Below are 17,713 nucleotides of genomic sequence, written 5' to 3' on the forward strand. Positions count from 1 at the left end.
GTGTAACATTGGTTTATCTGTTATATTTTCTCTTACTTGCAGATATATTGTTTAACTGCATCAGTAATCTCTTTATGAAACAAATATCTTCCTGAGTCAAAGGGTGTTAATTTATTTATATTTTTTAGTTCATAGCCTTTTAATCCTTGAGCTTTAAAATATCCATTCTCCTCAGTTAGTGCCACCGGAGCATACCAGGCATAGCCATCCTGCCTGACAATCCAAACACTTACGCCGGTTTCATACTCATAAAAATCGACGATATATATCTTGGCATTGACCCATTTTTCTTTTCCGTCGCCGCTAAGCATATCTTTACAAAAGTCAGATATATATGTTTCTACCGCTGCTATCATTTTATTTTTTCGAGGCGAATGTCCGTAGTTTGGTTTATGAGGCTGTTCTACCGTCAATGATAATTGATCAATGACTTTAAAATTTCCTTTTGGTGCATTACCATCACTTTCATTAATAAAACCATCACAGTACACAATCCCGTTATCGATTTTGATTATAGCCAACCCATTTCCAATATTAGTATGGAGATATACGTCATTGGGTTCGCTATCATAAATCCGAATCTCTGCCTCAATTGTTTTCCCGATATAGGGTTCAAACTCACCCTTGTTTCCTTCTATTTTTTTGGGATAAAACCACAACTGATAGTTGATATACTCTTCAAGTGCATGTTGGATACTACTTATCGTGACGCCTTCGGGCAACGTCGGGTTTGCATCTGTAGCGGCAGTGGTGTCAATAGTGTTTGTGCTTTTGTCGGATGCATCTCTTATTGCAATATCTTTACCAATATCTTTTCCGCATGAGCAAATAAGCAGCATTATGCCCGTCAATAATATAATAAATGAGGTTCTAATAGCCATAATTCACCTACTTTTTTGAATGAAAAATGTGCAATGGGTTTGTGGTTAAATGCCCATTGCACAATCTCCTAGTTATTTTTCGAATTTAGGATTCATTTTTAGGATTCATTTTTAGGATTCATTGAAAAAGATATTATGAGTGTTGCGTTTTGCAGCAGTATTTAAATTACTATTCGATGTAATAGCTGATCTTGATGTAGGGTTTTGAAATGTGCTTGTATAATTGAACACAATGACAATATCTTTGATTGGCACAAAGCTGCTTCCACCATTAAAGCTATATTTAATACCCGACCCTATTGGAGTAATATCCTGGCTGACACCAGTTAAAAAATAACTTAAACCAACAAAATATAGTTGAGTGGAAATTCCCGTTGGTTTTTGAATAAGATCATTGTAATCAGCGGTGCTGGAAGTAACTGTAAGTACACATGCGTTATATAGTGCATTGTTCCAGAGGGAGGAACTCGTGCTAGGAACTCGTGCATTGGCTGTTCCACTCTCAGCTCCTGTAATTGGCTCAAAAGCTCCTGATTTAGTAGCTACCCCTCTGAAAGTTCCTCCGCCAAAAGTTGATGTATTCTTAATTTTTCGGTTAATGATTACCCATGTGACAGCGTTTTGGTCATCTTTATTAACTGTATTTTCTCCGTAAAATAAACGAGTAAGTAGCTCAACATCAGATAAATTGTTATACCATGTTGAAGAATATGAAATTGATTTTCCAAAGTTTGAATTATTCTTGCTGGTAGATTCACAACTACTAACTTTATTTATTACGTCAGACGATGCCTTAGGAGTTATTTTGTTGATATTTTCATTCACAACATATTGATTAATAGTGGAATCATAATAATGGAATCCATTATAATACAATTTAGTTTCAGTATCATAGTAAAAAGAGTGCAATCTAATCAAGTTGATGGAACCAATGAAGGAAGGATCATCACTTTTATCGATCCATTCTCCATTCTCATCTCTACCAAGAATAGATGCAATTCCGTTTTCGCTATAAGAATACTTGGCAACCTCAAAATTATGAATATCCATAATAGCTGTTACATTCAGGTCGTCATCTTTGACAAAATTATATATTTCACCGTTCAAAGTAAGACCGATCATGTCATTAGTAGAATTGTAATTGTATGTGATATAGTTATTTTCTCTTACTTCGGAACTCAATAGAGAGTCATTATTATAATCATACAGTATATTTTTGTTTTCAAATGTTTTGGCAATCCGATTTCCTTTGTCATTATATGTGTAGTTATATTCAAGTTCACCTACTTTTATTTTTGATATCATTGAACCCCCTTCATTCCCCCCCCATTCTAGAGCATAACTCTGATTTTTATTCTCCGTAGGGGCTGCTTCAGCTATAATACTTCCAAACAGCAGAGAACAAGCTACAACTAGAGAAAAAACTTTTTTGAACATTTATACATCCCTCCAATATTTTTATTAAATCCACATCTATAACAATATCATCTACTATTTAAGATTTCTACCTAATATTGTAAATTAATAGAATATTTAGGGATTATATCAGTGTAAATAAAACTTAACTTATTCAACTGAGTTACTAATTAGTTCCACATAGTCAGGTTTAAAATAACCTAAGTCTACATCCCGAAGTGCTATAATTATTAACTATATCAATGCTACTCTAGCGCTAGTCAGCAGTATTAGTTGGCGAGACTCTTTCAATTAGGATAGAGATAATAATGGATGGTAAAGAGTATGGAGAAGTAACAACGCCTTATATATTTAAAAGTGTTATTAAGATAAAAATTCGGAGTGAATTTTTAATACACGTTAATCGCAATGATTGGAGATTTTGATGATTTCGAAAAGATAGGTTCGTTCTTTTTCTTCTAATCCATTTCCCTTCGGGAGCATTTTTTGTTAAAATAAACGTCTCAGATTTCATCATGAGTTGTTTACTTATTTGGGTCACATTGTGAAGCTGGATCTATAATGAGAGGATTTGAGTTTGAAGGTGAACAATAACTTTTGGCTTGATTTACCCCGGCCTTTTTTTATACTTGCACCCATGGAGGATGTGACGCATGTTGTTTTTCGTCATGTCGTGAGTAAAGCAGGGAGACCGGATGTGTTTTTTACAGAGTTTGCAAATACAGAAAGCTATTGTCACCCCGAGGGAAATCTTAGTGTGCGTGGCCGTTTACTATTTACCGAGATGAACAACCCATGGTTGCACATATATGGGGCGATAAGCTGAGTATTTTCAAAAAATGAGTATCGATATGGCGGAGTTAGGATATAAAGGGATCGACATCAATATGGGTTGTCCTGTTCCTAATGTGGCATCCAATGGTAAAGGAAGTGGCTTAATTCTCCGTCCTGAGGTTGCGGCTGAAATTATACAAGCAGCAAAGGCAGGAGGACTGCCTGTAAGTGTGAAGACCAGACTTGGTTTCACAAGGTTGGATGAATGGCAGGACTGGCTGACCCACATATTGAAGCAGGATATAGCTAATCTTTCCATCCATTTGCGTACCCGAGATGAAATGAGTAAGGTCGATGCGCATTGGGAACTGATTCCTGAGATTAAGAAGCTGAGAGATCGCGTAGCGCCTCATACGCTGCTCACAATTAATGGAGATATTCCAGACCGTCAAATGGGCCTCAAGCTAGCTGAACAATATGGTGTGGATGGGATCATGATCGGGCGTGGTATTTTTAAAAATCCATTTGCTTTCGAAAAAGAGCCGAGAGAACATAGCAGCGCCGAATACCTGGATCTCTTAAGATTGCAGCTTGATCTCCATGATCAGTATTCTGAGCAATTAGAGACCCGTCCATTTAAGGCTCTTCATCGCTTTTTCAAGATTTATGTCAAAGGGTTTAGAGGAGCAGGTGAGCTCAGAAATCAATTGATGAATACGGCATCTACGGATGAAGTCCGTACGCTTCTGGACGAATTTGTGCAGCATATGGACGAGCAGGCAAACTTGTAAGTATAAGTTCTATAGCATGAAAAACACGCCTAATATGGCGTGTTTTTTGCATGTCTTTTGCAGAATGGCTATTCGCAGGTTCCTGAGTTTTAGGCTAACGCATGATCTCTTTTTTTATTATAGTAATGATAATAGTAGTGAAGCCTAACAGATATTTAAAATATAGAACATAGGAGGATTTCATGTCCTGGAGCAAATTGAAGCAACAACTTGAGAGTTTTCTCTGTCCTGCGTTATTGGGGAGGGTTGAATATCGTGCAACGAGCTACCGTTATTCACCTGATAAAGCAGGGATTTGCTATATTGCGGTAGATAAGAAGAACATGCTCAATATGGTTGATACATCGACTTTAATTCGATGGTATCATACAGAGCTGGAAATCAAGAATGATTCAAGTATCCAAGTTCCAATCACCGATGAAGAAATTGAAGCCATCCGTCAAGATACCAAGGGGACAGTTCCCGAAGATCGTCTATTAGTTATGGCAAGAAGTAGAAAAATATCCGAATATGCAAAGAAGATTTTTACAGCACAGTCATCATTAAGTAAATCAAATTTTAACGTTGTGGCAACTAAGTATTTATCTACTTCAATAGAGGAAAGCTTAGAGAGCGAGGATATCTTACTGAATATTCTAGCTTTGGTGGACAGACGAGTTGGAAAAAAACGAATTTTAAATATGACCGAGAAGATGAAGTTAAAACATCCTATTGTGCAGTATTTTTATGAGCTACGGCGTAGTGTATTATGAATATAAAGAACTAGTACAGCTGGTAATAAACAGTGATGTATTCAGTTTATCCGAGGTATTGGCCGGAATCGTAAATAATCGAGTGCTTCATACCCTGAGATCCTTTCCCAACTTATACCTTGACCTCCGATCTAGCTGACGTTAGACTCAAATTTAGTAAAAAAGGAAGGTAATAACAAATTAAGGGGAGACATACATGTTGCAGGATAAGTTGTGGAGATACAGATTTATAGGGTTGATGCTAATGATCATGCTCTTTGCTTTATGGACAGAGGGAGTATCCGTATATGCAGATTCTCCTTCAATCCAGATTTCCGTGGATGACAAACCACTTCAGGCGGTTTCTATTCAGAAGAATGGTACTCTGTTTGTACCAGTGAATGCCATTATCGAGGCACTTGGAGCTGAGGTCGTTTACCATGGGGACACGAAGACTATCGATACTAGGTACAAACAGAAATCATTGTCCATGCGAGTAGGATCACGTGAGGCGCTAAGTAACGGGAAGAAGCTGACACTGACGGGCGCGCCTTTTATTCAGAATAGTAAAGTATATGTACCACTTCGGGCAGTAAGCCAGTCTTTGGGTGTCGAGGTGGAAGTGAATGCGGATCAAAGTATAAATATTCAGTCGGCTCCAATGAATCTGAGTGTTCAAATGAAGTTACCTATTATGAACGGAGTGGACAAACCCTTCATACTTGAACATGATGGTTCTCTGCGTCTAAAGTGGTGGTACCAGGATAGTAATCCATATGAGCATTATACTGGAGCGGTCTATCCGAATAAGCAATTGCTAATTCAAGGTTTTAACGAGGGTTTTGTCGTGGATCGAGACGGTAAGCATTTAACTGACACGATGACAACGATCCGATCGTATCCTCTGATTGTCGAGGCAATTCCGGATAGAGGCGGTTATACGGTTCGTTTTGACTTAGATGACAAGTCTTATGAATGGAAGGAGATTCCCCTCTATATAGGAGAAATGACGTTGTTTCCAATGATTATAGCAGAAACCTATTCATATCAAGGACCCATTTATTTGGACATTAAGGGAAATCTGATTGTATTGACTAAAGATGGGCTTGCCGCATACGCGCCATCTGGCGAACGGCTGTGGGTACGCAGTAGTTGGGTTGAAAAAGGACGGACATGGTCGCCATTTGATTCTAGATATTATATTAAAGGTGATGATAGTGGCCGAATATATTTATGTTATGAAGAAGGAGTTTTAGTGTTAGCAGCAGACGGATCTCAATTGGCTGCTTTTCCGGAATGGTCATGGGAAACAACGGTTCTCAAAGATGGCTCCGTTTTATGGAACGGTGGACTCTACCGTTGGAAGGACAATGCTCTTGTTCATGTAACCCAACCATCGGGTGGCGGGAAAAAGGGCGATTATGTGATGGGTACGAATGGAGGATACTTGGAGAAGAGATCGTCTAGTATTCATTCCAAATTGTTGCGTTATCGCCTTGGTCAAGCTGAACGTACACGCGGTTTCAGTTTAGATGCGGATTCATTAATCAGCGACGAAGTAGGGCATACCTTTATCTCAACGAACGGGGGAACGGTACACGGTTTAGAGAAAGACGGTCGCTTGCGTTTTGTACTGAGGTCCGACAATGCATATGGTATTCCTGCTAAAATTATTCCTTTGTCCAAGGAAGAGGTAGTGATCTTGGACGGCAACGTTGTACTTTCTCTGGAGACTGTACAGAAGCAAAAATAACAATTCTTTGGATGTTCTCGAAGAGTTGAGAACGGTTAGTTGTGCTGGTCTACTCAATCTATAGCTATCAAGACAGACAAGAAATAAGCGATAAAGAGAGGTATTCCTTGATGACACCGAGTGAAACAAATTCTAAGGTTGATGAATTTATTGGTAAATCTAAAAAGTGGAAACAAGAATATGAGCAGTTGCGTAATATCGTTCTTGACTGTGAGCTATCCGAAGAGTTTAAGTGGATGCATCCTTGCTACACGTTAGGGAATAAAAACATCGTTTTAATACATGGATTTAAAGAATACTGTGCAATTTTATTTATCAAAGGTGCCTTGTTAAAGGACCCACATGGTATACTCATCCAACAAACAGAGAATGTACAGGCGGGGCGCCAGATTCGGTTCACCAGTGTTCAAGAAATCGTTGATATGGAGACCATCTTGAAAGTTTATATTCATGAAGCCATTGAGGTTGAGAAGGCGGGTTTGGAAGTGGAATTTAAAAAGAATGAAGAATACACCATTCCTGAAGAATTCCAACATAAACTCGATGAAAACCCTGCCTTGAAAACGGCCTTTGAAGCATTGACGCCGGGACGTCAAAGAGCTTACATTTTTTATTTTTCGCAGCCCAAACAATCTAAAACGAGGGTGTCGAGGGTAGAAAAATATATGCAGCACATTCTAGCTGGAAAAGGATTAAATGATTAAGCCGGGGACCCTTTGCCCCGGTCTTTTTTATGCCGTCAGTTGCAGCTGATTGATTGTTCGCTATCCCTAGGAACATGATACTGATTTTATTTTACCGGCTATAGTGATGTAAAAGCTTCTCTATTCGATCTCGAATCCATTGTTTTAATGATTCTGGCTTCACGGATATAACGGATTGACCAAACCTCATAACATAATCAGCTATAAAATCCTCTTCTCCAGGATTATAAAATCCCTTAATGACTGTTTTAGTTCCATGCTCGATTGTCATAGATGGATAAGGTTCTTTATAAAATATATCCTTGGCTTGTTCCGAGATCTCAATTTCAAAGTCGATACTCTTCTTAGATTGATATATTTCTAAAGAACGACTAAGCAATTCATCGATAGAAAAGCGAGCTTTGATGTCCTTCTCTTCTATAAAGGTGATGCGATCGCATCTGAAAACCCTATATTGATTCGTAGGGATCTCGATTCCCGTAGCGTACCATTGACCAAATTTAGCGGAAATTTTGAAAAATTGAACATGATAGCTCTTATTCTGGGTATTTTTTAAATACTGAATTTGGCAGTCTTGCTCATTTAGAATGCTGTTTAGAATTTTATCTAAAAAACGACTGACATGATGATGCTGATAAACTTCAAATTGCAGCACTTTTTTCATGTTATGAATCTGCTTGATTTGCTGCTTCGAAAGACAGTGTTCAAACTTCTCATTTAACCTCGTAACACTTAAGTGAAAGGGTGTTGATTGATAAGATTCTAACGTCAGCATGGCAAAGTATAGCGCATAGACTTCATCCATCGTAAAGACGATGGGGGATAACAATCTATTTTGTAAAATACCATATCGTCCGTGTCTGCCATGCTCCGCATAAATAGGCATACCTAATTGTTCTAATGAGCTAATATCTCGCAGAGCTGTGCTTTTTGAAATATGGTATTCATTCATAAGGTCATGTAAATTAAAGAACTCTCGAGTGTTTAAGTATCTGATCATGTCATTTAATCGTTCTGATTTCTTCATCCTAAGCTCCTTATAAAGGTGTCATCGTTTGATACCTTTATATATGATAATAAGTTTAAGGACATATATCAATGGATAAGATATGTACCTGAAATGATGATATAAAGGAGATGGATACCATGAGCTCAACACTCGAAATAGCTATTTTTTTATCCATGAACGGAAATGCGAAAGAGGCTATACATTTTTACAAAAAGCATTTGAACGCAGAGGAATTGTTACTTGTTACTTATCAAGATCTTGCGACACGAGGCAGTTCGATACAGATTACGGATGAAAATAAGGATCGTATTTCTCACTCTGTCTTATTAATCGGGAGAACAAAAGTAATGGTGGCCGAGGATACTATGAATACGAGTGAAGAATATACCATCGGTAATAACACTTCATTATGTATTCAGAGTGCTGACTTAGAAGAAATTGAACACTTTTATCATAGCTTAGTTACAGATGATCGAGTGAAGGTTATAGTGCCTCTATCAAATAATCTGTTTAGCAAAGCATACGGTATTATCGAAGACCCATTCGGTATTCAAATCCAACTCATGTTTGATGATAGATTGCAGTAAACACAAAAACACGCCACTTGTTGGCGTGTTTTTGTTAGGTCATCGCCAGCTCTTTGGCATATTTCTTACCTGCCGAGAGAAGGTTGTCGCTCAGTTCTGAATGATTTACAGAACGTGCTAGAACAAGAGAACCTACCATCGTACTGAATAGTGCACTACCTTTGGACGTGTCAACTTCCGCCAGGGTGGAGATGAAAGAAACCATCCGCTCCAATTCACTTGTGAATACCTGCCGAACCTCTTCAGAGCAACGGGATATTTCACCAGAAAGGGCAGGAATAATGCAGCCCATCTCCGTATTATCGCGGTGATACGGACTCAAATAATAATCAATGACCGTATTGATTTTGGGGTTCTGTTTCTCCTGATCAGCGACTTTCCGCAGAAGTGCGATGGTATCGCTGATGGCATAACGGCATGCTTCGGCGACTAGCTGTTCTTTGTTGTCAAAGTGTGCATAAAACCCTCCATGAGTTAGTCCAGCCCCCTTCATAATGAATGGAACACTTACATCTTGGATGCCACTTGCGCGAAAAGCTTGGGCTGCACTTTCAACAATTTTATTTCGAACCTTAATCTTATGACCTTTGGGATACGGTATTGTAATCACTCCACAGCTTCATATTCCTACTTTTTAAAATATTATAATCGTCATAATTAAGCCTGTCAATTTAGCGCTGGGCGTAACTATTGATTCAAGAAAGAATAAACAATGCTGTTGACGTTCTTAAAATATGATGACTATAATATATTATGATCATCATATTATAAAAAGACTTTAATAGGAGGTATCAGGATATGAGTAAGCTCGAATCCATAGAAACGTTGGTCATTGGATCAGGTCCGGGAGGTTATGTGGCGGCGCTGCGCTCTGCACAGCTTGGTATGAAGACGGCAATTGTCGAACGCAGTCAGCTTGGCGGAGTCTGTACACATGTGGGCTGCATTCCATCCAAAGCATTAATTGCAGAAGCGCATCGCTATGATTTGCTCAGACCGTTCAATCATACTAATGCGGCTGCGTCATTTAAGAATGCCCAGGATTTCAAGCAGGGAATTGTGAACAAGCAATCTGGCGGAGTTCATTATTTATTAAAGAATGCAGGTGTGAGCATTCTGGAAGGCGAGGCTCGTTTCGTTGATGAATATACAGCTATTATCCATCAATCTGGACAGAAGCAAACCATTTCATTTAAGAACGCCATACTAGCAACAGGATCTCGTCCGATTGAGCTGCAAGCATTTCCCGTTGGCGGACGTATTTTATCTTCCACAGAAGCGCTGTCGCTCACGGAAATCCCGAATAGCCTAGTCGTTATAGGCGGTGGATATATTGGTATCGAACTCGGGCAAATGTATGCGAAATTTGGAACAAAGGTAACGATTCTTGAGGGCGGGCAGCAAGTTTTACCGGGATTTGAAGCAGAACTTGTGGGCCCTGTTGTCCGGCAGATGAAGGCCGATGGTATTCAGACGATAACCGGGGCGACAGCGGAGAAGGTGATGCAGAATACGGATTCCATTACACTGCATTATTCACAACATCAGGAGCAACATCAGGTTACTGCGGAATATGTGCTAGTCACGGTCGGCAGAAAACCAAATACAGACGGCAAGCTAGGACTGGAGCGAATAGGATTGCCATTGACGAGCAGAGGAATGATCGCGACAGATAAGCAGTGCAGAACGGCTATCCCGCATATTTTCGCCATTGGAGATATTACAGCGGGTCCGGCGCTTGCTCACAAGGCGTCCTATGAAGCGAAAGTTGCGGCCGAAGCCATTGCAGGCCTTACCACTGAGGTGGATTATAAAGCTATGCCACTTGTCGTTTTTTCTAATCCAGAGCTCGCAAGTGTTGGCTTAAGTGAAGAGGAAGCGCAGGCACAAGGCATTCCATTTGTTATTGGCAAAGCCTCTTTTGGGATTAACGGAAGAGCATTGGCACTAAGGGAGACCGAAGGATATATCAAAATTGTAGCGAATCAGGCCACGGGAATTGTGATGGGTGCACAAATCGTTGGCGTGGAGGCATCCACACTTGTATCGGAGCTAGCACTTGCTATCGAGATGGGGGCTACCGTGGAGGATTTGGCTTTGACAATTCATCCGCATCCGACATTGGGAGAAGTGATTATGGAGGCTGCTGAGAACGCAGTCAGAAAAACAGCGAATCGGAATGGGAGAGATTGAAGAATGAAGATTAAAGTAGGTTTATATATTGGGATTGCGATTGCGCTGATCATTGGAGGTTCTCTTCTAGCTGTTAAAGGAAAGGATGCTGTGAGTCAGGCTGAGAGCAGGAAACAAGGTGTGCTTGAGGTGGAGCAAACGACAATCGTATATCAAAAGAGTGCAGGGTCGATTGTAGAGGTGGGCGCGGTTGTAGGCGATGCTGTGAAAATGGGACAAGTGCTATTCAAAGTTAAATCAGCTGATGCAGGAGAAATGGATGTACTCGCTCCGGAAGATGGATTGGTCGGCAGTATTGTTGTGAAGCCAGGAGATCAAGTAAAGCAAGGAGCGCCGATGGCAGTTCTGCAAAAACATAACTATTATACAGACCTCTACATACAGGAAAGTGAGATCCAAAAGCTTAAGATGAATCAAAGCATCGGTGTTGATTTTCCATATTTGGATCATCAAGATCAGGTGACGGGTGTTGTAACTTCAATCTCAGCCGCCCCTCAATTTGCTAGCTTGCGCATGACACGCGAAAAAGGGCAGGCCGATTTAAGTATGTTTCTTGTCCGAATAGCTATGGATTCGAATGCTGATTTGCTTCCGGGGATGACAGCGGAGGTGAAACTTGATGAAATCACTGATTGACGAGTGGAAGTATGTATCGGGGAGTAAGTATATTCGCCTGATCTTTATCGGCCCGCTTGTCGCGGCTATATTTTTTGGTCTAATGTTCTCTCAGAACCAAATCTCGGAATCGCCTATTGTTGTCATTGATGAGGATCATAGCTCGTATTCAAGACAGCTGATTTCTAAAATAAATGCTTCCCCGTATATGAATATCACAAGTGTGTATGCCAGCCGCCTGAACCCAGAAATATTGCTGGCAAATGAGCAGGCTGTTGCAGTCATCATGCTTCCCCAAGAGCTGGAGCTGCGTCAGCAGCAAGGGATGTCAACGAATATCGGAATCTTAATGGATAACACGATGCCCTCCGGACTAACCGGCATAAGGACCGCGATTCAGGAGATCATTCAAACGGAAAATATGACCCTTTTGATGACCCGTCTGATTCAAAAGGGGATGGATGCTGAAATATCTAAAGGACTTGTTTCTCCACTATCTCTTCAGCAGCGAATGCTGTTTAATCCAACCACAAGCTATGTAGGCTTTATGGTGCTTGGATTTGTGAACATTGTGGTGTTAATGATTACGACAAGCGCTGCGGGCTCGATTGTACCTCGCCTACGTCAGGAAGGAAAGCTATTTGTACACGGAAAGTCTCCAATGCAGCTGTGGATTCGTAGTGTACCTTACGCTGCCTTGACCACCATTTCGCTGCTGCTATGCTATGGATTGTTGAAGCAGGTGGGGGGCATGCGGTTTGAAGCGGCGCCTTATCTGTTTATCATTCCACTGCTTGTGTACGCCTTTGCCTTAACACTCATGGGCATGCTAATTGGTTATTCGGCTAAAGACATGTCAAAAGTCACTTTACGAACCAGCTTCGTATTGTATCCGTCGTTTCTTGCTACTGGAATTCAACTGACTCCGCTTGCATTTCCACAATTCTTTCAAATTTCGGCATGGGTATTACCTATGAACTGGCTTAACCGCCTTATACGCGGAATGGCTTTTCGGGATGGTTCCCTATCAGTCTATAGTCAGGAAATCGGGGCGCTGCTAATTATTATTGGAGCCGTGTCCTTATTCATTGGATTACTGGTTCTACGGGAATCACGGAAGGTTTATTCTAGCCGGGAATCGATTGCGAAATCAGCGGTTTTTTCGAGCAGTAGTTAATTAATAGGGAATTAGGTAATGATTAAATATATTATCAGAAAATCAATAATTCCTAGCTGAACAAATATGTCAGTTCAACCTTCCAAATGGTATGATAGATAGCGGAGGGGGTACGAAAATGAATAATGAGACGACAAACGAGGAAGTAAACGATAATCAAGAAATGTCCGAAGAAAATTTTGTTGAACTAGTAAATGCTGTTTATCAAAATGGAATCATATCGTTGAAGGTGCATTTTAATGAGGTTGAGGGACAAGTAATCCAATTAGAAGCTTATGGTCCCGTGTTTGTGTACCATGTGAAGGATGAATCAAACAATATATATACTTGTGGATTTTTTCTGCGTGAATTGATTGCAAGGTTCCAGTCGGGCAATGATCCTGCAGGTTGGATGGCTTCTTTCTTTATTGAACTTATGAAGACAAAGGGAGGGAAACCCCTTCCGCAACAACCTACAAGTGAAGATGAAGCTAAAGCCATTATAGACAATGTGCTCGTTCCTCAATGTATTCAAGAAATAACCGAAGAATTTGCTCCAGAGCAAGTACATGCTGGCCTAGACTGGAACGAAAAGTATGGTCCTGTCTTTGAAGTCGGATTTCCGTCGATATCAGAAGGCCCTAACGTATGTGCAATTTCTTTACATCTCTTATTCACCCATTTGCAGTTAAATCGTGATCCTGCGGAGCTGCTGCTTAATGCCTTGTACAAGATACGAAAAGAACATGGTCTAGAGTAAAGAGTACTTAGGTGTATTTTCGATGTATTAGTATGTATTGTTTAGCGCAGCAGTTTAAATACGAATATATCACTCAAAAGGTAGGTACTTTACAAGGTATCTACCTTATTTTTATGCTTTTAAATAGATGTGGACTTTAGCTACTCTACTTTTCTGAAATCTCTGTTAGGTAGAATGGAGGCTCGCTGGGTTATTAAAACACCGATGATTATATTTCGAGCTCTCCCCACTTCGAAATTTCTGCTCTTGCTTAAAGGGGCAGCCCCAAAGGCTACATGAGATGTAGTCTTTGGGGCTGCCCTGTTTAAATTCCGTATGTTAAATTACTTACTTTGCATTTGGCAATACTTTATTTAATACAATCGCTGCAAGAGAAGCAGCTAGAATAGGTGAGCCGAATAGATATTGTACAAAAGTAGGTAGCGTATATAAGAAATCTTTAGGAATAAGCACTAATGCTAATGTCAAAATCATAGGTATCGCAATAATATACATTTGTTTTTCGCCAATTCTCTCGTTCTTCATGACCTGGATACCGTTAATCGAGATGATACCGCAGACGATGCAGAATACACCACCAATGACCGCTGTTGGTATCGAAGAGATCAGCGCTGCTAATTTACCGGAACAACCGAAGAGGACAAACCATCCTCCTACAGCTAGAAAGACTCGGCGGCTTGCAATACCGGTGATGGAAATAATACCTGCATTTGTAGAATAGCCTGTAACCGGCGTTGAGCCGAGAACAGAAGCGATTAAACAGCTAATACCTTCTCCAATCACACCTTGGTTGATGTTCTTCTCAGTTAATGGTTTATCAATCACGTTGCTAATTGCAAACCATGTGCCTGTTGTTTCAGCCAGCAATACAAGATAAATAATAATCATCGTGATCATAGCTGAGAAGTCGAATGAAAAGCCGAAATCCTTAAAAGGGATCCGCGGCATGCTAAACCAATTGGCGTTTGCCACAGCGGTGAAGTCAAGGACGCCCATGGACTCGGCAGAAATACATCCGACAATTAACGCGAGCATGACGGATGTCGTACGGAATATCGCCCCCTTTCTACCAAACAAAGAACCTAGAATTACGAATATAACCAGTACAGCACCTGAAATAAGGGCTAATACTACATTTTGATTAATTGTAGCGTCGGTGGCGCCATAAATATTGTCTCTGATGGCAACAGGAAGTAAAGAGAGACCTACAATGAATATAATCGTACCGCCAACAATGGGTGGAATAAAAGTTTTAACAATTTTATTAAATATGCCAGTGTAGCCCAGAATGATAACGAAGATTGCTCCAATTAAGCTTGCACCGAGTACGGAGCTCCAGCCTAAATCTCCGCCGCCACTAGCGGTATAAATCGCAACGATAGCACCAAGAGGAACATATGAGGGACCTTGGGCCATAGGCAGCTTCATACAGAAATAGGTTTGCACAATCGTAGCAAGTCCAGCTGCAATAAAGGTAGATTGTATTAAAGCACTTGATTGATTAGATTGTAAGCCAATTAGCATCGCAATAAGGAAAGGGACAACATAGACATCCATTGCTAATACATGCTGTAAACCTAAGATGGTGGATTTACCGAATGAAAGCTTCTCATCCGGTAAGACCGTTAACTGTGGTGAGTTCATTGGAGCTTGCTCATGCTTGTCTGCTTCTGTTTTCATCTTGGTGCGCACCTCATTTGTTTAGTTTTTTTCTATATCTTAATGCAGAATGTCACTTGATCACGATTTTACTGTTTGAATCTGTCATTTACATATATTAATGCATATTTACTTCTTTAATGTTCGCTTTTCAAGACATATTTGTTATTATAAGCGGTTAAAAATGATAAGTCTATACTAAAAAGCGGATAGATAGGAAGTTTAGTCTTGATGGTAGTAATGGGATTTCAGCAGAATGGCAGAATGGATGGATTGTATCTTTCGAATTTTCTTTCCCCCCCAAATGGGGGATTTTCTATTTTGAGAGTTAGTAGTAATGTGAATTGGAACTTTAGTGAAACAGGGAAGTTTTTGTCATATCTGCCTCGGCCAAGGCCGAGAGCCTATTTATAATGGAGAGAGAATGTATATGAAACGATTGTCAACACGATGGTTATGTTTAGTTTCAGTTTTGATTTTGGTTGTGGTAAGTGGATGTGTGATCAAAACGAGTTCGATAACATTTTATTTTTATAATGATAAGTTAAGTGTTGAAGATGATTTATTTGTGAGATATTCGGATGGAGAAGCAGTTCAAGTGCCTGATGTCCCTATGGGAGCTTCCTCTGTAGTAGCCAGTACTGAAAGCACTAAAACAATTGTAGGCGGCTATGTAAGCGACGGCACTGTGAGTTGGGTTCCAAATTATAGTTATGGACTTGGTAGTGTAAATGTATTCGAAATCTCAGTATCCAAACCTGCATTGGCTGCAGATCATGCCATTCTAAAGGGTCAACCTGTGGAAGATAGTGTACATCCGGGTTATGTAAAATTAGTATTCGCGGTTAAAGATGCTAATAACGAACCTGTGGATGATCGAACAGAAATATTCGCTTCTTCCACTGACCTAAATTTAACTTTTTTCAATACAGACCCTCTTGATAACAATCAACCAGGCTTTAATTATACAAGAACGGATACTGTAACTGGAGGTTTATCCACGTATACAGAAAACGGATTGGCCACATTCATTATTAAATCCAGCACTAGTGATATCTTGGAAAAATCGATTTCGTTGTCTTCAGGTTCGAATCCCATTTCGATTACTACAGCCAGCATCGAAGCAGCAACAGCAACGATCGTTGCGCCGGTGCTAGGTGTAACCCCACAAGATGCAGCAGCGATAGAAGCGGCAACAGCTAATGAAGACTACACCGTATCCAATGTAACTTGGAATGAAGACTTAACAGCAGACGGCAAATTCAAGGCGGGTCAAGTTTACACGGCAACAGTTGAATTGACTTCAAAGAACTCAAAAAAATTCCAAGAAGAAGCATTCATCCCAACAGTAACGGGTTCGGATACAGTAGGATCTACAAAGACAACGGGTTCAGACGTGGGAAATACCGTAAGCTTTACGGTAACTTATGCAGCTACGGATGCACTAGTCGTAAATAGCATAGACGTAACGGCTCAGCCAACCAAAATGAGCTATACAGAAACGAAAGATGGAATATTGGCATTGAACGGCATGGTAATCACGGAAACAAATAACGATGGATCAACGGCAACGGTAACATTTACAGATGGAACCGCTGCAGGATATACATCCATTCCAGCGAATGGGGCAATCTTAACCAGAGCAGGCAACCATGGCAAGCCAGTAACCATTAGCCACACTGCTTCAGGTCATACGGCGGCAACAGTTAATCTAACTGTTTTACCACTACCTTCTACGCCATTAACGCCATTAACGCCATCAACACCAACACCAACACCAACGCCATCAACACCAACACCAACACCAACACCATCAACACCAACACCAACACCAACACCAACACCAACGCCAACGCCAACGCCAGCACCTAAGCCAGCACCTAAGCCAGTCTTGAATGAGAAGCTAAATGGTGATGTAATTAAGGCTCAAGTAGAAAAAGCAAAATCTGCACCTGCAATAGCGTTCAAGGATGTTCCCAAAGGTTCACCAGCAGCTAAAGCAATTGAGTTCGCGACGAAGCTTGGAATGGTTAAGGGATACGAGGATGGTTCGTTCCATACGAATGCTATGGTTACTAGAGCAGAATTTGCGACTATGTTGACAAAAGCACTTGGAATAGAGTCCACGGGCAACGCCAGCTTTAAAGATATTAAAGGTCATTGGGCAGCTAATGCCATCGGAGCGCTAAATTCAATTGGTATAATTAATGGTTACGCAGATGGTTCATTCAAGCCAAATCAAAGCATATCGAAAGCGGAAATTGCAGCTATGCTTGCCAAAGTAATAAACACAACTTCAGCTTCAAACAAAGCGAAGTTCAATGATGTTTCAGGTTCTTGGGCAGAGAATGCAATTAATAGTTTATCGGATAGCGGCATTGTAAAAGGAGCGAGTGACGGTTCATTTAAACCGAACGCTAAAGCTACAAGATCAGAGTCACTGCTCATGATTCTGCGTACGCTAAATGTCAGTCTTGGCCTTTCATTAGATATTGAATAGTTGTTTTAAATGATTTAGATCGTAAAAATAACAAACATGGATGGTCCACTAGGATCATCCATGTTTGTTTTGCATTTACAGTGTTTAATATGGATGGTTCCGAATATATCATCAAGTGATCGTATCACTCCAATCTGCAATAAATTGCTTATCATAATTTTGGTAATAAAAGGAGAAATGAGAA

The 17,713-nt window shown here is 40.3% G+C and carries 14 protein-coding genes and 1 pseudogene; 10 read left to right on the forward strand and 5 right to left on the reverse strand.

Annotation, left to right across the window (positions count from 1 at the left end; genetic code table 11):
* Nucleotides 1–32 precede the first annotated feature (32 nt).
* Complete coding sequence (locus tag JCM16418_RS12870; protein ID WP_036649512.1) at nt 33–881, reverse strand: hypothetical protein; 849 nt, start codon at nt 879–881, stop codon at nt 33–35.
* Nucleotides 882–992: 111 nt separating this feature from the next.
* Nucleotides 993–2,318, reverse strand: coding sequence for an RHS repeat-associated core domain-containing protein (locus JCM16418_RS12875; RefSeq protein ID WP_036649515.1), 1,326 nt, complete (start codon nt 2,316–2,318; stop codon nt 993–995).
* 562 nt (nt 2,319–2,880) lie between these two features.
* Here JCM16418_RS12875 and JCM16418_RS12880 point away from each other — a divergent pair.
* The 4 genes and pseudogenes from JCM16418_RS12880 (at nt 2,881) to JCM16418_RS12895 (ending at nt 7,050) form a co-directional block, all read left to right on the forward strand.
* A pseudogene (locus JCM16418_RS12880) lies at nt 2,881–3,862 on the forward strand (tRNA dihydrouridine synthase).
* A 182-nt stretch (nt 3,863–4,044) separates the two neighbouring features.
* Nucleotides 4,045–4,614 (forward strand): SF0329 family protein, encoded by a 570-nt coding sequence (locus JCM16418_RS12885; RefSeq protein WP_036649517.1) that lies wholly within the window; start codon nt 4,045–4,047, stop codon nt 4,612–4,614.
* A 196-nt stretch (nt 4,615–4,810) separates the two neighbouring features.
* On the forward strand, nt 4,811–6,346 hold the full coding sequence (locus JCM16418_RS12890) for a copper amine oxidase N-terminal domain-containing protein (RefSeq protein ID WP_036649520.1): 1,536 nt from the start codon (nt 4,811–4,813) through the stop codon (nt 6,344–6,346).
* 110 nt (nt 6,347–6,456) lie between these two features.
* Nucleotides 6,457–7,050 (forward strand): YdeI/OmpD-associated family protein, encoded by a 594-nt coding sequence (locus JCM16418_RS12895; RefSeq protein WP_036649522.1) that lies wholly within the window; start codon nt 6,457–6,459, stop codon nt 7,048–7,050.
* Between the two features lie 91 nt (nt 7,051–7,141).
* Here JCM16418_RS12895 and JCM16418_RS12900 read toward each other — a convergent pair whose 3' ends face one another.
* Nucleotides 7,142–8,077, reverse strand: a complete 936-nt coding sequence (locus JCM16418_RS12900) for a helix-turn-helix transcriptional regulator (protein WP_036649525.1) — start codon at nt 8,075–8,077, stop codon at nt 7,142–7,144.
* 119 nt (nt 8,078–8,196) lie between these two features.
* On the opposite strand from JCM16418_RS12900, the gene JCM16418_RS12905 reads away from it, so the two are divergent.
* Entirely contained in the window at nt 8,197–8,646 is a 450-nt protein-coding gene (locus JCM16418_RS12905; RefSeq protein WP_036649527.1) for a VOC family protein, read from the forward strand.
* Between the two features lie 34 nt (nt 8,647–8,680).
* On the opposite strand, the gene JCM16418_RS12910 is transcribed toward JCM16418_RS12905, so the two are convergent.
* On the reverse strand, nt 8,681–9,247 hold the full coding sequence (locus JCM16418_RS12910; protein WP_036649757.1) for a TetR/AcrR family transcriptional regulator: 567 nt from the start codon (nt 9,245–9,247) through the stop codon (nt 8,681–8,683).
* 197 nt (nt 9,248–9,444) lie between these two features.
* Between JCM16418_RS12910 and lpdA the strand changes: the two genes are divergently transcribed.
* The 4 genes from lpdA (at nt 9,445) to JCM16418_RS12930 (ending at nt 13,370) form a co-directional block, all read left to right on the forward strand.
* Nucleotides 9,445–10,839, forward strand: a complete 1,395-nt coding sequence (gene lpdA / locus JCM16418_RS12915; RefSeq protein ID WP_036649530.1) for a dihydrolipoyl dehydrogenase — start codon at nt 9,445–9,447, stop codon at nt 10,837–10,839.
* Between the two features lie 3 nt (nt 10,840–10,842).
* Entirely contained in the window at nt 10,843–11,475 is a 633-nt protein-coding gene (locus JCM16418_RS12920) for a biotin/lipoyl-containing protein (RefSeq protein WP_036649532.1), read from the forward strand.
* Complete coding sequence (locus JCM16418_RS12925; RefSeq protein WP_036649534.1) at nt 11,459–12,631, forward strand: ABC transporter permease; 1,173 nt, start codon at nt 11,459–11,461, stop codon at nt 12,629–12,631. Before JCM16418_RS12920 ends, JCM16418_RS12925 begins: the two co-directional genes overlap by 17 nt.
* Nucleotides 12,632–12,749: 118 nt before the next feature.
* Entirely contained in the window at nt 12,750–13,370 is a 621-nt protein-coding gene (locus tag JCM16418_RS12930; protein ID WP_036649536.1) for a hypothetical protein, read from the forward strand.
* Nucleotides 13,371–13,697: 327 nt separating this feature from the next.
* Here the strand turns inward: JCM16418_RS12930 and JCM16418_RS12935 are convergent, their stop codons facing one another.
* Nucleotides 13,698–15,050, reverse strand: coding sequence for a uracil-xanthine permease family protein (locus JCM16418_RS12935; RefSeq protein ID WP_036649538.1), 1,353 nt, complete (start codon nt 15,048–15,050; stop codon nt 13,698–13,700).
* A gap of 409 nt (nt 15,051–15,459) precedes the next feature.
* On the opposite strand from JCM16418_RS12935, the gene JCM16418_RS12940 reads away from it, so the two are divergent.
* The gene (locus JCM16418_RS12940; protein WP_036649540.1) at nt 15,460–17,529 is read left to right on the forward strand and encodes an S-layer homology domain-containing protein; all 2,070 of its coding nucleotides are present in this window, start codon (nt 15,460–15,462) and stop codon (nt 17,527–17,529) included.
* The last annotated feature ends 184 nt before the right edge of the window (nt 17,530–17,713 follow it).

This window comes from Paenibacillus pini JCM 16418, assembly GCF_000576305.1.
Lineage (GTDB): Bacteria > Bacillota > Bacilli > Paenibacillales > Paenibacillaceae > Paenibacillus_AQ > Paenibacillus_AQ pini.

Excerpts from the sequence above, each read along its gene's own strand:
- JCM16418_RS12890 (WP_036649520.1), top strand. The coding sequence starts at position 4,811 with ATGTTGCAGGATAAGTTGTGGAGATACAGATTTATAGGGTTGATGCTA.
- JCM16418_RS12935 (WP_036649538.1), bottom strand. The coding sequence starts at position 15,050 with ATGAAAACAGAAGCAGACAAGCATGAGCAAGCTCCAATGAACTCACCA.
- JCM16418_RS12930 (WP_036649536.1), top strand. The coding sequence starts at position 12,750 with ATGAATAATGAGACGACAAACGAGGAAGTAAACGATAATCAAGAAATG.
- JCM16418_RS12900 (WP_036649525.1), bottom strand. The coding sequence starts at position 8,077 with ATGAAGAAATCAGAACGATTAAATGACATGATCAGATACTTAAACACT.
- JCM16418_RS12920 (WP_036649532.1), top strand. The coding sequence starts at position 10,843 with ATGAAGATTAAAGTAGGTTTATATATTGGGATTGCGATTGCGCTGATC.
- JCM16418_RS12905 (WP_036649527.1), top strand. The coding sequence starts at position 8,197 with ATGAGCTCAACACTCGAAATAGCTATTTTTTTATCCATGAACGGAAAT.
- lpdA (WP_036649530.1), top strand. The coding sequence starts at position 9,445 with ATGAGTAAGCTCGAATCCATAGAAACGTTGGTCATTGGATCAGGTCCG.
- JCM16418_RS12885 (WP_036649517.1), top strand. The coding sequence starts at position 4,045 with ATGTCCTGGAGCAAATTGAAGCAACAACTTGAGAGTTTTCTCTGTCCT.
- JCM16418_RS12940 (WP_036649540.1), top strand. The coding sequence starts at position 15,460 with ATGAAACGATTGTCAACACGATGGTTATGTTTAGTTTCAGTTTTGATT.
- JCM16418_RS12925 (WP_036649534.1), top strand. The coding sequence starts at position 11,459 with ATGAAATCACTGATTGACGAGTGGAAGTATGTATCGGGGAGTAAGTAT.
- JCM16418_RS12875 (WP_036649515.1), bottom strand. The coding sequence starts at position 2,318 with ATGTTCAAAAAAGTTTTTTCTCTAGTTGTAGCTTGTTCTCTGCTGTTT.
- JCM16418_RS12895 (WP_036649522.1), top strand. The coding sequence starts at position 6,457 with ATGACACCGAGTGAAACAAATTCTAAGGTTGATGAATTTATTGGTAAA.
- JCM16418_RS12870 (WP_036649512.1), bottom strand. The coding sequence starts at position 881 with ATGGCTATTAGAACCTCATTTATTATATTATTGACGGGCATAATGCTG.